General features: G+C 43.6%; 16 protein-coding genes and 1 pseudogene. 5 read left to right on the top strand and 12 right to left on the bottom strand.

The features are described 5' to 3' along the window. Nucleotides 1–50 precede the first annotated feature (50 nt). Nucleotides 51–1,652, bottom strand: a complete 1,602-nt coding sequence (locus MHI55_RS10625) for an AraC family transcriptional regulator (RefSeq protein WP_340389934.1) — start codon at nt 1,650–1,652, stop codon at nt 51–53. 51 nt (nt 1,653–1,703) lie between these two features. Beyond that, nucleotides 1,704–3,725, bottom strand: a complete 2,022-nt coding sequence (locus MHI55_RS10620) for an AraC family transcriptional regulator (RefSeq protein WP_340389932.1) — start codon at nt 3,723–3,725, stop codon at nt 1,704–1,706. 419 nt (nt 3,726–4,144) lie between these two features. Between MHI55_RS10620 and MHI55_RS10615 the strand changes: the two genes are divergently transcribed. From MHI55_RS10615 to MHI55_RS10605, 3 genes are all read left to right on the top strand, one after another. Beyond that, nucleotides 4,145–4,564 (top strand): MarR family transcriptional regulator, encoded by a 420-nt coding sequence (locus MHI55_RS10615; protein ID WP_036609779.1) that lies wholly within the window; start codon nt 4,145–4,147, stop codon nt 4,562–4,564. Between the two features lie 27 nt (nt 4,565–4,591). Further along, complete coding sequence (locus MHI55_RS10610; RefSeq protein ID WP_340389930.1) at nt 4,592–5,242, top strand: nitroreductase family protein; 651 nt, start codon at nt 4,592–4,594, stop codon at nt 5,240–5,242. Nucleotides 5,243–5,306: 64 nt separating this feature from the next. Continuing rightward, on the top strand, nt 5,307–5,603 hold the full coding sequence (locus MHI55_RS10605) for a putative quinol monooxygenase (RefSeq protein WP_221823222.1): 297 nt from the start codon (nt 5,307–5,309) through the stop codon (nt 5,601–5,603). 194 nt (nt 5,604–5,797) lie between these two features. On the opposite strand, the pseudogene MHI55_RS10600 reads toward MHI55_RS10605, so the two are convergent. The 6 genes and pseudogenes from MHI55_RS10600 to MHI55_RS10575 all read right to left on the bottom strand — a co-directional run. After that, nucleotides 5,798–6,102 (bottom strand): annotated as a pseudogene (locus MHI55_RS10600) (FAD-binding oxidoreductase); the annotation flags it as partial. 620 nt (nt 6,103–6,722) lie between these two features. Beyond that, nucleotides 6,723–7,415, bottom strand: a complete 693-nt coding sequence (locus MHI55_RS10595) for a hypothetical protein (RefSeq protein ID WP_101313369.1) — start codon at nt 7,413–7,415, stop codon at nt 6,723–6,725. A 483-nt stretch (nt 7,416–7,898) separates the two neighbouring features. Continuing rightward, the gene (locus tag MHI55_RS10590; protein ID WP_101313368.1) at nt 7,899–8,225 is read right to left on the bottom strand and encodes a hypothetical protein; all 327 of its coding nucleotides are present in this window, start codon (nt 8,223–8,225) and stop codon (nt 7,899–7,901) included. A gap of 179 nt (nt 8,226–8,404) precedes the next feature. Continuing rightward, complete coding sequence (locus tag MHI55_RS10585; protein ID WP_101313367.1) at nt 8,405–8,620, bottom strand: hypothetical protein; 216 nt, start codon at nt 8,618–8,620, stop codon at nt 8,405–8,407. 147 nt (nt 8,621–8,767) lie between these two features. Next, nucleotides 8,768–9,424, bottom strand: a complete 657-nt coding sequence (locus MHI55_RS10580) for a fibronectin type III-like domain-contianing protein (protein ID WP_340389928.1) — start codon at nt 9,422–9,424, stop codon at nt 8,768–8,770. Then, nucleotides 9,381–10,034 (bottom strand): glycoside hydrolase family 3 C-terminal domain-containing protein, encoded by a 654-nt coding sequence (locus MHI55_RS10575; RefSeq protein WP_340389926.1) that lies wholly within the window; start codon nt 10,032–10,034, stop codon nt 9,381–9,383. Before MHI55_RS10575 ends, MHI55_RS10580 begins: the two co-directional genes overlap by 44 nt. A gap of 136 nt (nt 10,035–10,170) precedes the next feature. On the opposite strand from MHI55_RS10575, the gene MHI55_RS10570 reads away from it, so the two are divergent. Next, nucleotides 10,171–10,491: a helix-turn-helix domain-containing protein gene (locus tag MHI55_RS10570; protein WP_340389924.1), complete on the top strand. Its 321-nt coding sequence runs from the start codon at nt 10,171–10,173 to the stop codon at nt 10,489–10,491. Between the two features lie 317 nt (nt 10,492–10,808). Here the strand turns inward: MHI55_RS10570 and MHI55_RS10565 are convergent, their stop codons facing one another. The 4 genes from MHI55_RS10565 to MHI55_RS10550 form a co-directional block, all read right to left on the bottom strand. Beyond that, nucleotides 10,809–12,167: an FAD-binding oxidoreductase gene (locus tag MHI55_RS10565; protein WP_340389922.1), complete on the bottom strand. Its 1,359-nt coding sequence runs from the start codon at nt 12,165–12,167 to the stop codon at nt 10,809–10,811. Nucleotides 12,168–12,279: 112 nt separating this feature from the next. After that, nucleotides 12,280–12,801 carry a MarR family winged helix-turn-helix transcriptional regulator gene (locus tag MHI55_RS10560; protein WP_036609787.1) on the bottom strand — a complete coding sequence of 174 codons (522 nt, stop codon included), beginning with the start codon at nt 12,799–12,801 and terminating at the stop codon, nt 12,280–12,282. 46 nt (nt 12,802–12,847) lie between these two features. Then, a complete protein-coding gene (locus MHI55_RS10555; RefSeq protein ID WP_339188491.1) occupies nt 12,848–13,657 on the bottom strand; it encodes a lysophospholipase in 810 nt (269 codons plus the stop codon). A gap of 354 nt (nt 13,658–14,011) precedes the next feature. Further along, nucleotides 14,012–15,061: an LLM class oxidoreductase gene (locus MHI55_RS10550; protein ID WP_339188494.1), complete on the bottom strand. Its 1,050-nt coding sequence runs from the start codon at nt 15,059–15,061 to the stop codon at nt 14,012–14,014. 152 nt (nt 15,062–15,213) lie between these two features. Here MHI55_RS10550 and MHI55_RS10545 point away from each other — a divergent pair, with 152 nt between their 5' ends. Next, nucleotides 15,214–16,629, top strand: coding sequence for a PLP-dependent aminotransferase family protein (locus MHI55_RS10545; protein WP_340389920.1), 1,416 nt, complete (start codon nt 15,214–15,216; stop codon nt 16,627–16,629). Nucleotides 16,630–16,763 lie beyond the last annotated feature (134 nt).

Raw genomic sequence — 16,763 nt, 5'->3', positions numbered from 1 at the left:
AAGCATACAGGCTTACCATGGATTATTCCACTCTCTTCTCTTGCACAATATCACCGTAAGGTAACCCCAAGTTGCTCTGCCACATATCGCATGGCCCACATGCGTCCGGTGGGACCCAGCGTTTTGAAAAAAATATCTCCTGCATTATATACATGGCCTTCTTGAACAGCCTTTAATGCCAACCATGCACTGGATTGCTGTAATTGCCTCAGTTGAGCACGTGCGTCTTCTGTGGGATCGACCATTACAAACACATGATCCGCGTCGTATAACTGCAAATCGCAAACTTTGCTCTCTACAGCCCACTGTTGTTCCGGAAAATCACGAGGCAAATAAAATCCCAGATCATCATACAATAGCGCCCCTGTCTGGTTGTTCAATCCATACATTCGGTAGAAATGAGAAGTCACCCGGATGAACATGGCACTCTGTTTCCCCCACCTCGATTGAATGCGTCCTCGAAGAACCCGGCTCAGTTCAGCATGTTGTTCTATCCACTGTACGGCCTGTTCGGTGCGACCCATAATGTCCGCCATATACAGAAGCCTCTCGCCAAAATGGTTGGTATGCTCCAGCATGGTGGTAGGCGCGATACGATTCAGGGAGTCATTTGGCTCCAAACGATCACTTGTAATGATCAGGTCCGGTTGGACTCGCCTCAAATCATCATAGTTCTGATTGAAGCTATCCAGAATAAGTCCCTGATGACTGTGTGCTTGAAGCGCAGGTATGGCAACATGACGAGCCACCCTCTGACCATAGGATAAAGCGGATACTGGCCTCAAACCGAGCGTTATCACATAATCGTCCAACCCGTAATATAAGGTGGCAATGCGATTCACTTTATTTTTCATATACAACGTTGGGGCGATTCCTTCGTTTTTCTTGAAAACTCTGCTGAAATAGTGCTCGTCCTTATAACCCACTTGCTCCGCAATTTCCTTGATTTTATCTGAAGAAAATAACAACTGCTTGGCCTTTGCCATACGTAGTTTCAGTATATATTCAATCGGGGTCATATTTAATTGTCGTTTGAATGTTCTTATAAAATGATTCACACTAAGCCCTGCCATGCTGGCCATCTGATCAATTCGAATATCTTCCCTATACTGATGCGTCATATAATCCAGTGCCAAATCCATCCCCGCTACAGGGGGAGTTGCTTCTTTCACGTGCATCATTAACTGAATCAACAACTGATGCAAAAGATGTTTCCTGCGCGTCTTTTCCAGACTCGTAAACGAGTGTTTTCCACTCACCAGGGTATCCATCATCTCCTGAATATCACGTGTATTGGAAGGAACATTAAGTTTGCCCGTCACAGGGAGATCAAATGCCTCGGTATGCCAAGCATTCTTACGCCGGGTAAGTGTAACACAGGAGAATAAAATGATCTGATATCGGACAGATGCTTTCATATCCGTCTGAAACTCCACATGCATTCCTGGCTTCAACAAAAACCACTCGCCTTGAGATACTGTATGTACAATGTTATCCATAGACAAAGATCCCTTGCCCACGATGACCCTGCAAATGGCGAACCTTTTCCAGATCCGACGCTGAACAGCCCCCGGATTGCTAGAGTAATGGCAGACGTGGACAGCAGAGAAATGTAGTCGCTCCAGTTGTTTGATCCAATCATTTTCCTCCATGATGACGTCACCTCCCCGTTTTGGATCGATTCTATGTGAACTGATTACACTCTATTTTTCAGCTCCCAATAGTAAATTCTTTATACTATCCAACTGCAACTCCAGTGAATAGGGATCTTCCATGACGAACTCATCCTCTGTACCATCCAAGGAACCATAGGCGTAGACTTGTCCTTTCTGCACAGCAGGCAGACGTTTCCAAACCTCGCTGTTCAGGATCTCTTTGGCGTCCTCACTACCCGAACCATATAAGAAGATATGATCTCCCATATACTCAGGCAGTACTTCAAGGGAGATCGTCTCGAATCCATCCTTCATTTCGAGTGCTTGCTGAGTTGGAGGCAGTTTCAGCATCTCATAGATCGTGGAACTACCATAGTTCCCGCCTTCTGCACCAAGTACATACAACGCTTTGTACCCTATTTGTATGATGGATACGGTCTCGCCTTCTTTAATTACACCATCAATCTGCTTCTTAGTCTCTTCGATATTCTCTTCATATGTCGTGATCCATTGCTCTGCTTCCTTCTCTTTTCCAAAAACACCAGCAATCCGGCGCAGCTTTTCCAGTGGGCCAGAAGTTTTATCACCTTCCCAATAAGGTAAAAAGACGGTCGTTGCAATTTTTTCGTAATCCTCAATATTTTTATCAATGGAACCGATGATGAGATCCGGCTCAAGTGACACTAACTTCTCCAGATTCATTGGGAACTCTCCTCCCAAATCCTCAATACCCGCTATAACTTCAGTAGCAATGCCAGACTTTTCAATCCATCCTTCGTTCAGCATAAATGTTCTTACACCAACCGGTACTATGCCCAGTTTCAGCAGATACCCCATATATTGATCTGAAGCAACACGCTGCGGATTGGCCGGGATTACCACATCTCCCCTCATTGTAGAGACGGTCCGCGTCTCCGGCTGTGCGGTCGATTTCCCTGCCTCCGTTGCCTGGTTACCCGATTGTGTAGTAGTCGCATTGGTCTCTGTTTGCGTACCACTTGCAGACGGCGCTGGACTGGAACAGGCCGTGAGCAATAGCGTGAGACACAACATCATGCTTAGTGCTGTCATTTTGAATTTTCCTTGCATTATTAATTCCCCTCCAACACTCTTTTGATATTGATAATCAATATCATTATATAGATGGGAATGTAACGAATGAAGGGCATTTTCTTGCATTACACTGGGCAAATCTTGCTTGTTGTTCAATACCAATGGGTGTTTCGACTTGTTTAATCGTTGACTTACTCCTTTTTTGTAGCGAATTGGAGAAAGCCCTTTTATTTTTTTGAAACTGCGGCTCAGTGAATGTGCATCCGGATAGCCGATCTGTTCTGCAATCTGTTGCAGCGTTGCACTGGTATGCACCAGAAGATGTGCGGCCCTCTCCATTCGAATCTGTCCAAGATACTGGATGGGACTGATGTTTAACTTTTGTTTGAACAGCCTCGACAAGTGCCCCACACTGCATTCCATTGCTTCTGCCATTACGTCAAGAGCTATGGGCTCATGGAGATGAGCTTTCATATATTCAATAGCCTGTGTGACCGTATCCGGTTTATGTGGCTGAATGGATTGTTCGTGTAAGTCTGTCAATAAAAGATATACCCATTGATGAAATAAGGTTTTGGCATGTAACTTTGCAAGCTTAGTAGACTGCTCCCACTCCTGTTTCAATTCCTCCATACACTGATACATGTGTAGCGGACGGGTTGGTACAAGTGCATATTGGTCCTGAAACGGACGTTCATGGTCCATCAGATACTGAATTTCCATCCCACAGGGCAAGGCTAGGATGGCTTTGTACAAAATCATATAATACGCCACGCCCGAATCCGTCTCCATGTTTAAATACGCCTGCTTGCCTCCATGAATGATGTGGAATCCCTCCACGATGTATCTGTGTTGATCCATTCGTATCCGTGCACTTCCGTCGGTGATATATAGATAGGTACTTGCTGGTAGTTGATAATTCTTCAACTTCTCCCCAGGATGCAAAGCGTTTTGGCGTACATCCAGTATTTTGACAAAAGCATGATTCCACAACCTGATGTGATCATTCAAATTCATATCCGCTGTACTTTCCCTCCCGCCATATTACATCGACATACCTTCTTGCTGCTCTTATGACTGCCTGTAATTTTCGCTCATTATGTATATTTCATTTCATTATAAATAAATTGATAACAATTCTCAATAACATGCACAATCAATATTAACTTATCCATTTGGACAACATATTTGGACTGCAATGTATACGTAGCGGGATAATAACGCTAGAATCAGCAACATTTTCTAACCTGTTGCAAAATCATAAAAGGCATGATATATTAATTGAGCCATCAATGATTGATGCATCAAATATTGATACATCAATGATTCGAGAGCATCCAAATAATCATTAGGCAATGGCATTGTATACTGCAACATTAATCATTGGTTAACATGCGCCGTTGTTCATGATTCAGATTCACCCGGGAGGTCTAGTCATGACACGTATTGTTTCCAAAGAAGAACAAATCATTAATCTGTTGAACGTGCTGGGTAACAAACTCAGTCCCAAGTTCGAACGCTGTACAGGTATCAGTTCCTCTCGCTTTGAAATTCTGCATGAGCTGGATCAGGTCGATGAGATTAACCAATCCATGCTGCAGAAAATCATTAACATTGATAGTGCTGCGATTACACGACACTTGAAACAGCTTGAGGCGGACCTGATGGTTACAAGACGTAAAAATCCTGATGATAATCGGGTCACTTTTGTTCGTTTGACGGACCACGGTCGGAAGCAGATTGAAGGCTACAAAGCTGAGAAGACCAATTTTATCAACCAGATTTTACAGGATTTCAGTGAAGACGAAGTTCAGTCACTCGCCGATTTCCTGGAACGTATGCAGAACAATTTCTAAACCCATATATAGAGGAGAGATCCATGCATGAGTACAATTGAAAGCAAATTCCAAAAAACCAATGATTTTAACGAAATCACCTACGGTCGTCGTTCTGTTAAACTTTACGATCCTGAAGTGAAAATTAGCCGTGAAGAAATGACTGAAATTCTGTCAGAAGCTTCCCGTGCACCATCTTCGATCAATTTGCAGCCTTGGCGTTTTCTGGTTGTAGATACAACTGAAGGTAAAGAAAAGCTTGCTCCACTTGCGAGATTTAATCAAAATCAAGTGTTGACTTCCTCCGCAGTCATTGGCGTATTCATTGACATGAAAAACGCGGAACATATGGAAGAAATTTTTGGTAAAGCCGTAGAACTTGGTTATATGCCACAAGAAGTTAAAGATATGCAACTATCAAAAGTATTGCCTTATTATGAAAATATGCCTGCTTCCGCTATTCGCGAAGTTAATATGATCGACGCTGGACTTGCTTCCATGCAATTAATGCTTGTAGCACGTGCTCACGGTTATGATACTAACCCAATCGGTGGTTACGAAAAAGACCAAATCGCAGAAGCATTTGGCATGGACAAAGAGCGTTATCAAGCGGTTATGTTGATCTCGATCGGTAAATCGGCCAAAGAAGGTCACCCATCCTACCGCCTGCCTGTAGAAACAATCACAACTTGGGCATAATATCAGGGACGGTTTCCCCTTTCTTAACACATTCCAAACTAACACAATATGGAGGTTATACATTATGATTATCATTCACGCTCATCTGCAAATTAAACCGGACCAAGAGCAAGCATTCCTCGCATCTGCGAAAGAACTGATTGCTGCAACACGTCAAGAAGAAGGTAACATCAGCTACGATTTGGCAAAAAGCACAGAACGCGAACAACAATACACGATGATCGAGCTGTGGAAAGATGAAGCTGCTACAGCTTCCCACAACACAAGCGCGCATTTCCAAGCTTTTGTTCAACAAGCAGCAGCATTCATGGCCGCTCCAATGAACGTTGAAGTATTTGCTGGAGAACAAGTTAAAGCTTAAAAATCACCGCGTTGAGTACTTCATTATACGCTATATGACAGAAGAACCAGGTAGAAGTCATTCTAGGATGACTTCTACCTGGTTCTTCTTCGTTTAGTGAGCAGAAATAGTGGTAACCCTCATGACCAGTTCAAGAATACCTCCCTATCATACTAACCAGCAGCAAATGTTACCCTACTTTTTATTCGAGCCGAATTGCCCGCGCCACCTCCTTGAGAAGCCCAATAAAGATCAGTATTGCAACTTCTGCTCGCAAAAACACCTTTCCGTTGCCATCCACGATCTCCAGTTCGAGTAGGTTATCACTATTGAGACCAATCGTACGCGGAAGCGGTTCGATCCCGCTACCTAAAGTAATTCCACCAATTCCAACCGTTGGGCTATCGTCAAAGGGCGCAATGAACCTTCTCCCTACTCGGTTACCTGTTCCGATAACAATGCGAACTCTCACCTGTAAAAGATTAACTTCAAGCGTATGTCTTCCACTCCGCAGCATTGGATAGCCTTAGAGAAAATCCTTTTGAGGTGGGGTGATATTCATTTACCTGATCAATTTTAATGAAATTACGCGGATCTTGTTCTTTTTCACCATATCAGAGCAATACATTAGCAAAAAAATTCAATGTACTTGCCCTGCATCTCTCGTCCTTTCCGCAGAAGAATTAGCATAGATATCTTTGCGAATGCCATTTAAATGTTATTTCTCGAGCAACCTTTTCCCTTGTAATTCAGGGAGTCTGAAGTGAAAAACAAAAGAGCCCTGCTGTTTATCTAAAACAGACAGGACTCACTTGACTATTAATCTATTAATACGATAAAGCCACAACGTATACATCACTGCAGACCAAGTAACTTCTTAGTTCATTTGACAGCCTTCAATTTTATAAATTTCCGAGTGTAGTAAGTAATTCGAATATAACCGATTAAAAGAAAGAAAACACGGAAATACGGCTGGGAATCATATCCTCTATAGAAGTCATAAGCCCATAAAATTGTCAGGATCAACATACTAATTACATCTACAATAATAAAAAATTTTAAGAACTTTGTATTAGTCACATTATTCCCTCTTTTTCATCGTGATGTAGTCCATGTTGCATTAATCTTACAATTAAAACTCTATTGGAAAGGTTTTTTAATAGAAGATGTAGTACCTATTAAACCAGTATAATTAGAGTTCTTATAAAAGCTAGTTTCAGTTTTTATCTGATAAAATGAAGGGGTTTTTTCCATGTTATTGTGATATTGTTTTATCTCAAGGTATATTTCTGATTGTAATGGTTTATTTATATTGTACACACTCTGAATTACAGCTGCAATACCTGTCACTAAACCTATATAAGGATATAAAGATGCTATAGCTATAGCTGCTTTGTTAACGTTATCAATTAGACTTTGTTTGTACCTTGCTGTAGTGAACAAAGTCCAATTCTCAGCAGCAGATAAACGCGCATTTAGTGTACTAGCATCTAATTTTAATTGCTCTGAATTGGTTGTAAACTCTAAAAACAATTCTCCATCAAGATATACATTTCCATTGTCATCTTTAAATAACTCTTGTATGTTCCCATTCTGATCTGTAATTGTCGCTTCAGTATGTTCAGAGTTTTTGTATACCAAACTTAATGTTTCATTATTAATTTCATCATTCAGAAATACACCGTTATCTGTTTTAGTAATTTCTACACCATTATCATTATACAAAGTTGTTCCTTGAATGTTAATTGTAGAAGCATGTGATTGTGGGATTGGTAAGATATTTAGCGTAAGCGCACCCAACATAATACTAATAATAACTTTTTTTAACTTCATATTCAATCTCTCCTCTTTAATTAATAATAAATGAAATTGATGATTAACAGATCTGGATTTTAATATCTGACATGGATTACCTTTGGATGCTGCAGAATAAAGTAATTTGCTACATTCACTTCAATATCAACTACATTAGGTTTATTAAAATTTCATCATTTGAATAAATAGAATTTTAACGATTAAAGCTATAATATACAGATCAGTAGTAGATTTCCGCTCTATATATTTTATTTAAGATCGCTAGCTCGATTTATGCAAAAATGATCAGTTATATATTGAAGAAGATTTCTAAGCATCCATTTTAATCATAATGTACATAAATTTTTCACGTGATTTAACCAACCCCTTATTTGAGATACATTTTCTATTTACTTCAAAAATTTTACATCATGTATTAAAAACATACAAGTAATTTTATGGTTATAATTGATATTTTTTCTATTTCCCAATAAAAACACAACCTAAACAATTAAAGATGCACTACACTGGCGGCTCGGGTGATTGAATTAATTCTATTATAGCCTCTCCATGTTTAGGAGAAATCGTCTGTAAAGAAGCACAGAGGTATGTCAAAAATCGGGCAGGATCTTTATCGGCTTCCTCCAGCGAGAGCCATGCAGTTAATTGGGAAGAAGCCGTGATCCATTGATTGACTAACGTCGTTTTGCCCGCACCTGCGGGAGCAGACACCAGGATCAGTTTCGCACGCATCCCCTCGTTCAAGAGATTATTCAGTCGAGGACGATCTACCACTTTAGTACGAAGAGTTGGAATGTATAATTTGGTGGATAAGATAGGTACAAACATGATCAAACCCTCCATTCAAGTATCATAAAATTCATCTAACAGGTTAAGTTACAGCTATAATATCTGCTCTCCATGTTGATATCCGTTCCTGGTTTTGGCATCTATACTAACATAAAAATCAAAAAAACACGCCATAAAAGGCGCGTTTTTAGAACTGAACTTCCGATTGTTAGACCCATCTAACATTGGCAGTAAGCCCAGAAAAGATATGCATTGCAATTTTTATTGGCCCGAATCACTTTTCCATTCGCCTCCACCATCTCCAGCTCAAGCAAATGATCACTGCTGAGGCCAATGGTACCTTCAAGCCTATGTGAAGCAACATCTGGAGTCTCTGGCTCTTCATCCGAAACCAGGACCGCTGTGTTCAGGGCCTTCTGATGGACTGCAAGCATGCGTGGTATTGCTATCAACACTCTCGTATGCTGTTGGTCAAGGGAAGTATAATTAATATTACCACTGTTCTCTATGTGATATAACCTATTGTTCAAAGCCTACTGCCTGATTAAGTTGGTCAAGCAACTTGGGTAACCTATCCTCGGTCATCCCCCTCCGACAAGGGACAGGAACGTACGCAACGGCAGATCCCGGATCATGGCAGCCATCATCTCGGAGGAAACAGCATCGGACGGTGCAAGTTCAGGCCGTTTGTCTCTCAGTTGTTGCAGAATCAGGGCGGTCTTCGGATTGGCCATCAGATCGCCAATCGTCGTGTTCCGGTGGATCGCCGTGACAATCTCTTGCGTCGACCGAACCGTTACCGAAGCCCGGAGTGTTATATCCCGAGAGGAACTGCCGATCAGCAGCTCGAACTCGCCCGATTCTACGTGCCAATCGCTCAGGTCAACGTTGTAATATGCAAAGCTGCGTTTGTCCAGCGTGAATGTTACCGTTATCGTCTCACCCGGCGCCAGTTCAATCTTCTCGAAGCCCTTCAGCTCTTTCTCCGGACGAATAACGCTGGACGCCACATCGCGCACATACAGCTGAACAGTCTCCTTGCCAAGCCGGATGCCCGTATTCTTCACGTCCAGGCTGACTTGCAGCGTATCCCGGTCCGTGATCTCTGGTGAGTCCAGCTTCAGATTGCTGTATTCAAACGTTGTATAGCTCAAGCCGTAACCGAACGGGAAGAGTGGCTCGATCTCCTTCGCTTCATAATACCGATATCCGACGAACAGTCCTTCCCGATACTCCACGTGCTCTCTCCCCAGGAAAGAATGGATGGGACGGGTTATGCTTCACATGCTGCGGGAACGTCTCCGCCAGCTTTCCGCTAGGATTCGTATCTCCGAACGACAGGTCGGCGATTGCGCCGCCCAGTGCTTGTCCGCCCAAGTATGCTTCCAGCACCGCTTTTACACGCCCTAGCCAAGGCATGACCACCGGGGCTCCATTACTCAGCACCATCACGATGTTTGGCTGAACAGAAGCGACTTGTTCAATCAGGTGGCATTGATTCGCCGGCAAATCCAGGTACGTCCGGTCGTAACCCTCCGATTCATATCGATCGGGCAATCCTACGAACAAAACAACGGTATGCGCTTCGCTTGCGATCCGCTTTGCATCGTTTAGCAAAGCCATGTCGTTCTCGTCGCTATCCAGATCGTAGCCTTGTGCGTAAATGATTTCGGCTTCCTCGCTCGCTGCCTTCCGAATCTCCTCCTGAATAGAATCAAGCTTGGTCGGATTCACATGTGAGCTTCCGCCGCCCTGATAACGCACTCGCTCCGACAAAGCGCCAATCAGTGCAATCTTGCCCGTCTTCGCCAGAGGCAGCAACTGTTCCTCATTCTTCAGCAGCACCATCGTCTCACGCGCGAGCTGGTGGTGAGCCTCTTGATCGTATGGGCTCCTGCGGAAGAAAAGCCAGCTTTCAAGACAGCGTATCTTTCAGTGGGCTGAGAATCTAATCGGAACCTTGCGTGTAAAGACCTCCTGTCAAGTGGAAGATTCACACCAGCGGATCGCCTCTAAGGTTCGAACGTTCATTCAAGAACATCTTGCCGAGGGGATTTCCCTTCAGACGATCGCGGACCACGTGAAACTGCATCCTGTATATTTATCTAAAGTGTATAAGACCGTATCTGGCGAAACAATCGGTGATTATTTGTACCGTACCCGGATGGAACGGGCCATTCATCTGTTGCGGAGCACCGATCTCAAGATCGCGGAAGTCAGCGGGTTGCTCGGTTTTTTGGCTCCCCCCTCATTTCATCAAAATCTTCAAAAAACATTATGGCTGCACGCCGCAGGAATATCGTAACAAGTGAAAAAGAAAGCTAACAAATCCTGTAATCGGATAGAAGAAAGGTTGTGTCCGAATCCAGACGCGTTCTCGAAGAGTTTAGTAATTAGTGTGACAAATATGGAACCTATACAAGCCTGATTACATGTCTCCACCGATCGATTAAAGACCGCACATTCATTCTCTCGATAATTAGCCCAGATAAACAAAAAATATACATTCCCTCTCCCATCATATAAAAAAGGAATTTTCCTTCAGGCCATTGGATAGCCTTAGGGAAATTCCTTTTGGTGTGGGAAGACTCATTCAACTTTCACAGATGGCGGCAGAAAAAATTACTTAACCTTTACACTACGAGCAGGAGTAATGCTTTGCGGATTGTTAAACACATTTTTCGGGTCATACTTGGCTTTGACTCTCCGCAGTCTGGCATAGTTGGCTCCATAGTACACTGGACCGGAATTTTTGATCCCTTGGTCTGGAACGTTGATATAGGAACCCACAATGTATGGTTGCAATTTCTTGCGAGTATTACGAGCGAGTGCGATATTTTTGGCGGCATGGGATGGTTTGAGCCACGTACTGGTCCATTCCACATAGAACTTCTCTTTACGCCAGAAGAAGGCGGTTGATCTAGGTGATTTGCGACTTACTGCTCCGCCCCAGTTGAGGAAATAGAATCCGCCTGGCCCCTCTTCCAGGTTCTCCAAAAATGTTCGCATCGATTTAATGGCTTTGTCGGGGAATGGTTTTCGTCCAAAACCGGACGAGAACTGGTTGCTATACCGTTGAGTCTCGGTCGGATCAGGTTGTAATAAAAACTTCACAACTTCCGTGTAAGGTAACAAACGAACAATGGAACTTGTCGGTGTGCCAACACTCGTAATCGGCTGCAATAGACGGAGTGCCTCTGTTTTTGACCCTAGGAACAGCCCCTCCATGACAACATTGCCACCCTTTTTCGGTCCGATGGACAACTCGCTGCCCAGTCTTGTATCCACAGAGGGAGCCCACCTCTGCCATACTTTGAGCACCTTTTCGAATTGAGCCCATGGCCAGGTGATTTTAAATACAGTCGCCTTCGCTGGAGCACGGCGCACTTTGAATTTGTAACGGGTGTATACTCCGAAGTTACCGCCGCCTCCTCCCCGCGAGGCCCAAAAGAGATCCGAATTACGATTTTTATTAGCCCGAATCACTTTTCCTTTGGCGTCCACCATCTCTACCTCAAGCAGGTTATCACTGATGAGACCGATGGTACGCTGGAGAGGCCCAATTCCCCCACCTAATGTAATTCCACCGATCCCTACAGTAGGGCTGTCACCAAAAGGAGCTATGAAACCTTGCTTGGCAAGGGTATTTGCAATTCTTCCCACTCGGTTTCCTGTTCCAACAACAACCGTTCCATTTTTTTTATCAAGCTTGATGGAATTCAGATCACTCACATCAATCACGATACCGCCATTCACCTGTGAAAGATTCACTTCAAGCGCATGTCTGCCGCTCCGCGGCCTGATCGGTACATTGTTTTCACGAGCCCATCGGATAGCATTGGATACATCCTTCGTCCGTTGGGCAAATACAAACACTTTGGGAAATTTGTCCGTATGCGGGTCCCAGTTCTTGCGCGCCGCTTCATATCCCGGATCTCCTTTATAAATAACCCGTCCGGTAAGCTTTGTTGATGATTTCACACGTCCCACTCCCTGCTGAATAATTGTCCTACAGCCTCTGCTGCATCAAGCACTTTATACTGTATGACGGACATTCGCGGAGGGAATGGGCTGTTGCCCTTAATTTCAAGGTTCATGTTTCAGAGGAATCAATTCTGATTAACTTGCGCGCTTCCTGTTCTTTTTCACCATACCAGACGAGCACGTCGGCAAACAGATCCATGATGCGAACAAAGTTCTGCTTATCCGCTTCTGAAATCTGATCTGCATACTTGAAAATCTCATCAAAGCAAAGCTCCCTTACAAATTCGGTATACTTCGCATATACCTCGCGACCTTTCTCCGAAGGTTTGACGTAAATGTCTTTGCGGTTACCGCTTAAATGAAATTTTTCGAGCAGGCCTTTTTCCGTCAGATTCTTCACGTTCTTGGAAAATGTACTGCGGCTTACACCCAGACGTGCGGCCATCTCCGACATCTTCTCTTCCTTGTCCTCGGCTTCCAGAATGTATTCCAGCGTCTGAATCTGTGAAGCCGAGAACATCATGTCTGTACCATAACTTCGCTGCAGCTTATAGGTGTTCGAGTACGCATTACCGTATTTGATAATTTTCTCAATCAGTTCCCGATGGTCGCCCATCCAATCTAATTTCATGCGTAATCCCTTTCATGTTCAGATTCTCTCTCTTACTCTACTGAAATCAGATCCGTTTTTCAATCCATGTAATCGCTTCTTCAATAACATCATCACGAGTCGGTTCATTAAAGATCTCATGCATCAGATGAGCATAAATTTTGAGTGTTTTATCCGTTGAAGCGATATCGCCGTAAAAGTCACGGGAATCCTTTTCGCTGACCAGTCCATCATTGGCCCCATGCAGTACAAGCACGGGATCTGTAAACTGCTTGGCGTTCTCCTTGAGCCATGTTATTCCATTTCCCAGACTGTTAAATAAATCTACAGAAATCTGTTTTTCAACCAGTGGGTCATTCGCGTAAGCGGATACAACTGCGGGATCACTACATACGCCACTGCCCAGCTCATTAGGGAAATACGTGCCTGTAGGAAGATCCATCGGCAGTTCTCCGGCAACTTTTGTATTGTAACGAGTGAGCGCTCCGGATAGTACGATGCCCTTGACCTTGCCTGGATATTTCGTTCCAAAGGACGAGGTTGCAAAACCGCCCATACTATGTCCGATGACAAACAGCGGAAGATCGCCGCTCTCTTGCAATGCCGCCTCGACAATGACATGAACATCTTCAATAAGATGATCAAACTTTTTATAAAACGTACGCTGTCCCTCGGATCTGGCATGACCACGATGGTCAAACCGATATACGCTAAACCCGCGCTGATTCAGCTTCTCTGTCAAATAATCGTAGCGCCCTGCATGTTCAGCTAGTCCGTGAACAATGACTACAGCTGCCTTCGCATCACTAACTAAATTTTTACTAGAATATAGCCGAGTACCGTCAAAAGATTCGATTGTTTTTTCAATTATACTCATAATATTTCCCATCCCTCTCGCTACGCTCAAGCACCAAACAATTAAATTATTTTAGTACAGGGCGTTATTCGTGTACTTAAGAATGAAGTCCTTATAATTATATTTGATAAGAACAATATTGTTTCTTATAGAAACAATATTATCACCGTCGGCATCCCTTGTCTATATTTAATTAAAGCGTTTACATGAAGGCAAAAAAACGCCATCATATGTTACATGATGACGTCTTTTTCGTTATGGTACCTAGGGGATCGAACCCCTGACCTTATCGCTGTCAGCGGATCGATACTCTTCTGATCGTTAACAGAAATGCGGAGAAAAGCCATCTGTGTCATCAGGCAATAATTTTATGCTCTACCACCCTGTAAACAACGGCTTCGGATTCACATGCGTAGGAAAGAGCGGCAATACTTCCTCTGCCAACTCCTGAATCACCTCAGCAGGAGGCCGACTCGAAAAATGAATGCCTAGTGCAGCATGATTAACTCCCACCGCTCGCCATTCCTCCAAAAGCTGAATCAAACCTGCCCGACCTGTACGTAATATGTATCCGCCACGAAGCGGTGTTCGCGGATAATTGACATCTTCCACAAGATCAATCCATTCGTTGGTCATATGCGGCTTGAACATGCCATTAGGTATTTTTTCACGCCAGGCACTAATCTTATGGCCAAGCATCTGAGGACCGGATTCGTTTGCCGTTGCTTCGGGATACGTGAGCCAGCCGTCACTGTTCTTCGCAATCCAATCTAAAGACTGCCTGCTTGAGCCTGTCACAACGAGCGGAATACCACCAGCTGCTGGTTTCGGGAGCAACTCAAGCCCTTTCAATTGACCAAGAGAAGATTGAATTGCGCCAGTTCTATCCTGTATAAGCTCACGAAAAAACTCCACCGTCTCCCGGAATCGCACATCACGATGCTCCCCATCTATCCCATAAGCCGGAAACTCAGCAGGTCGGTCGCCAGAAGCAATCCCTAACACAAGTCGTCCGCCCGAAAGTACATCAATGGATGCAGCTGCCTTGGCTAAATCAATCGGATGGCGAAGCGAGAAGATCGCACTTCCTGTTACTAGGGAGACGTTTTGGGTTCTTGCAGCAAGATAGGCTAGATAGACAAATGGATCAAATACTTGTCCAGCATCTCCAAAGCCAGGATCAAATAAAGGGACATCTCGCACCCATACGGCTGCAAAATTTCGTTGATCAATGCTTTCCACGAGGTCAGCTTGTCCTTTTAGAACATCCATGTGTCCTTTATAAAATTTAAGTGGTAAAAACAGCCCTATTGTTAATTGGTCTGGGGCAAACATACGGCGGAAACCAGGGTGTTGATTGAAGTTTTCCACCGCTTGTGTTGACGGATTTTCTATTCGTTCCATAACATCTATAGGTTTGTTCATTCCTTCTCCTCCTACAACAATAGTAATCCAGTGTACTGGTATCTTTTCAATTCGACCGGAACTGATATAATTGTAACCATCGATTGACCCCATAAGTAGTGACAACTCTCAACAAAATAACAGGGTCAGTTTTGGCAACGAGGAGGATTAACATGATTGATTTGACATTATTGTTGAACAAAGAGTCTGGAGATCCGTTATACGCTCAGCTTTATAACTATATTAAAAAAGATATTTTGAACGGAAAGTTACCAGCCGATTCTCGACTTCCCTCTATTCGCTCACTATCCAGCCACCTCCACATTAGCCGTAATACAGTCGATATGGCCTATCAACAGTTATTAGCCGAAGGTTATGTCCAGAGCAGACCTAGAAGTGGCTTATACATAATGGATTTGAAGCTGGAAGCATTGCCCTTGTCCCATGTAGTGAGTAAGGATTGGTTGGAAAACAGTATTCAGGATAGCCCAGAGATTCGATACAATTTTCGTTATGGTGACGTAGATGCCGAGCATTTTCCATTTGCCACTTGGCGCAAGTTATCCAATCAGAGCTTGCTCCAGAACCAAATGAAGTTGTTCTCTTATGGCGATCCTCTTGGAGAACCGGGACTTCGATCTGAAATTGCAATTTACCTGCACAGCTCTAGGGGAGTAAATTGTTCACCTGATCAAATTATAATTGGAGCTGGTGTTCAATACCTGCTCGGTGTGTTATCTGGATTAATAGGTGACGTTAGTCACGGTATCGCGATAGAAGACCCGGGATATGACGGTGTTCGAACGGTTTTTCAACATAAAGGTCTAAACATTCACCCTATTCCGCTAGAAGCAGATGGACTTCATATCCATAAGTTATACAAAAGCAATTCCCGCATCGTCTACATTACACCGTCACATCAGTTCCCCTATGGAATGGTCATGCCGCTGGCCAAGAGAATGCAATTACTAAAATGGGCAACAGATCAGAATGGGATCATTATTGAGGACGATTATGATAGTGAGTTCAGATATGTCGGCAAACCGATACCTTCCCTGCAAAGCCTGGATACTCAACAGCGAACCGTTTACCTGGGGACATTTTCAAAGTGCCTTCTTCCTTCATTACGAATTGCATATATGGTTTTACCACAGACCATGTTAGAGCTACACCGTAAACAAGACTACCGATTATATGATCAAACGGTCTCTCATTTTCAGCAGAACACCTTAGAGCTGTTTATGAGTAATGGACATTGGGAAGCCCACATTCGCAAGATGAGGAAGGTATATCGACAGAAGCAATTCACACTTATTTCAATGATTCAGAAGATGATGGGTGCTCAAGTTACCATCATTGGTGAGGATGCAGGACTTCATATTTTGTTGCGTGTACATAACGGAATGGATGAACACAAGCTGATTGCTACTGCTGAGAAGGAAGGTGTCAAGGTCTACCCGGTATCCCCCTTTTGGGCGCAACCAGCTCAAGCGGAGCAATCCATGGTTCAGATTGGTTTTGGTGGATTGAGTATTGAGGATATTACAGAAGGCGTATATGCCCTTCACCGGGCTTGGTTTGGGGTCTGAGAACATTCGTATTACCACGACCACAAAACCAAACCATTTCCACATCGAAAAAACCCGCAAAACACTCGAAAATCCTTGTGTTAAGCGGGTTCTTTACATATGGAACCTGGAGTGATATATATTTCTTAGGTTAC

Source organism: Paenibacillus sp. FSL E2-0151 (assembly GCF_037993015.1).
Classification (GTDB): Bacteria; Bacillota; Bacilli; order Paenibacillales; family Paenibacillaceae; genus Paenibacillus; species Paenibacillus amylolyticus.
This window is presented reverse-complemented; position numbering and strand designations above follow the sequence as displayed.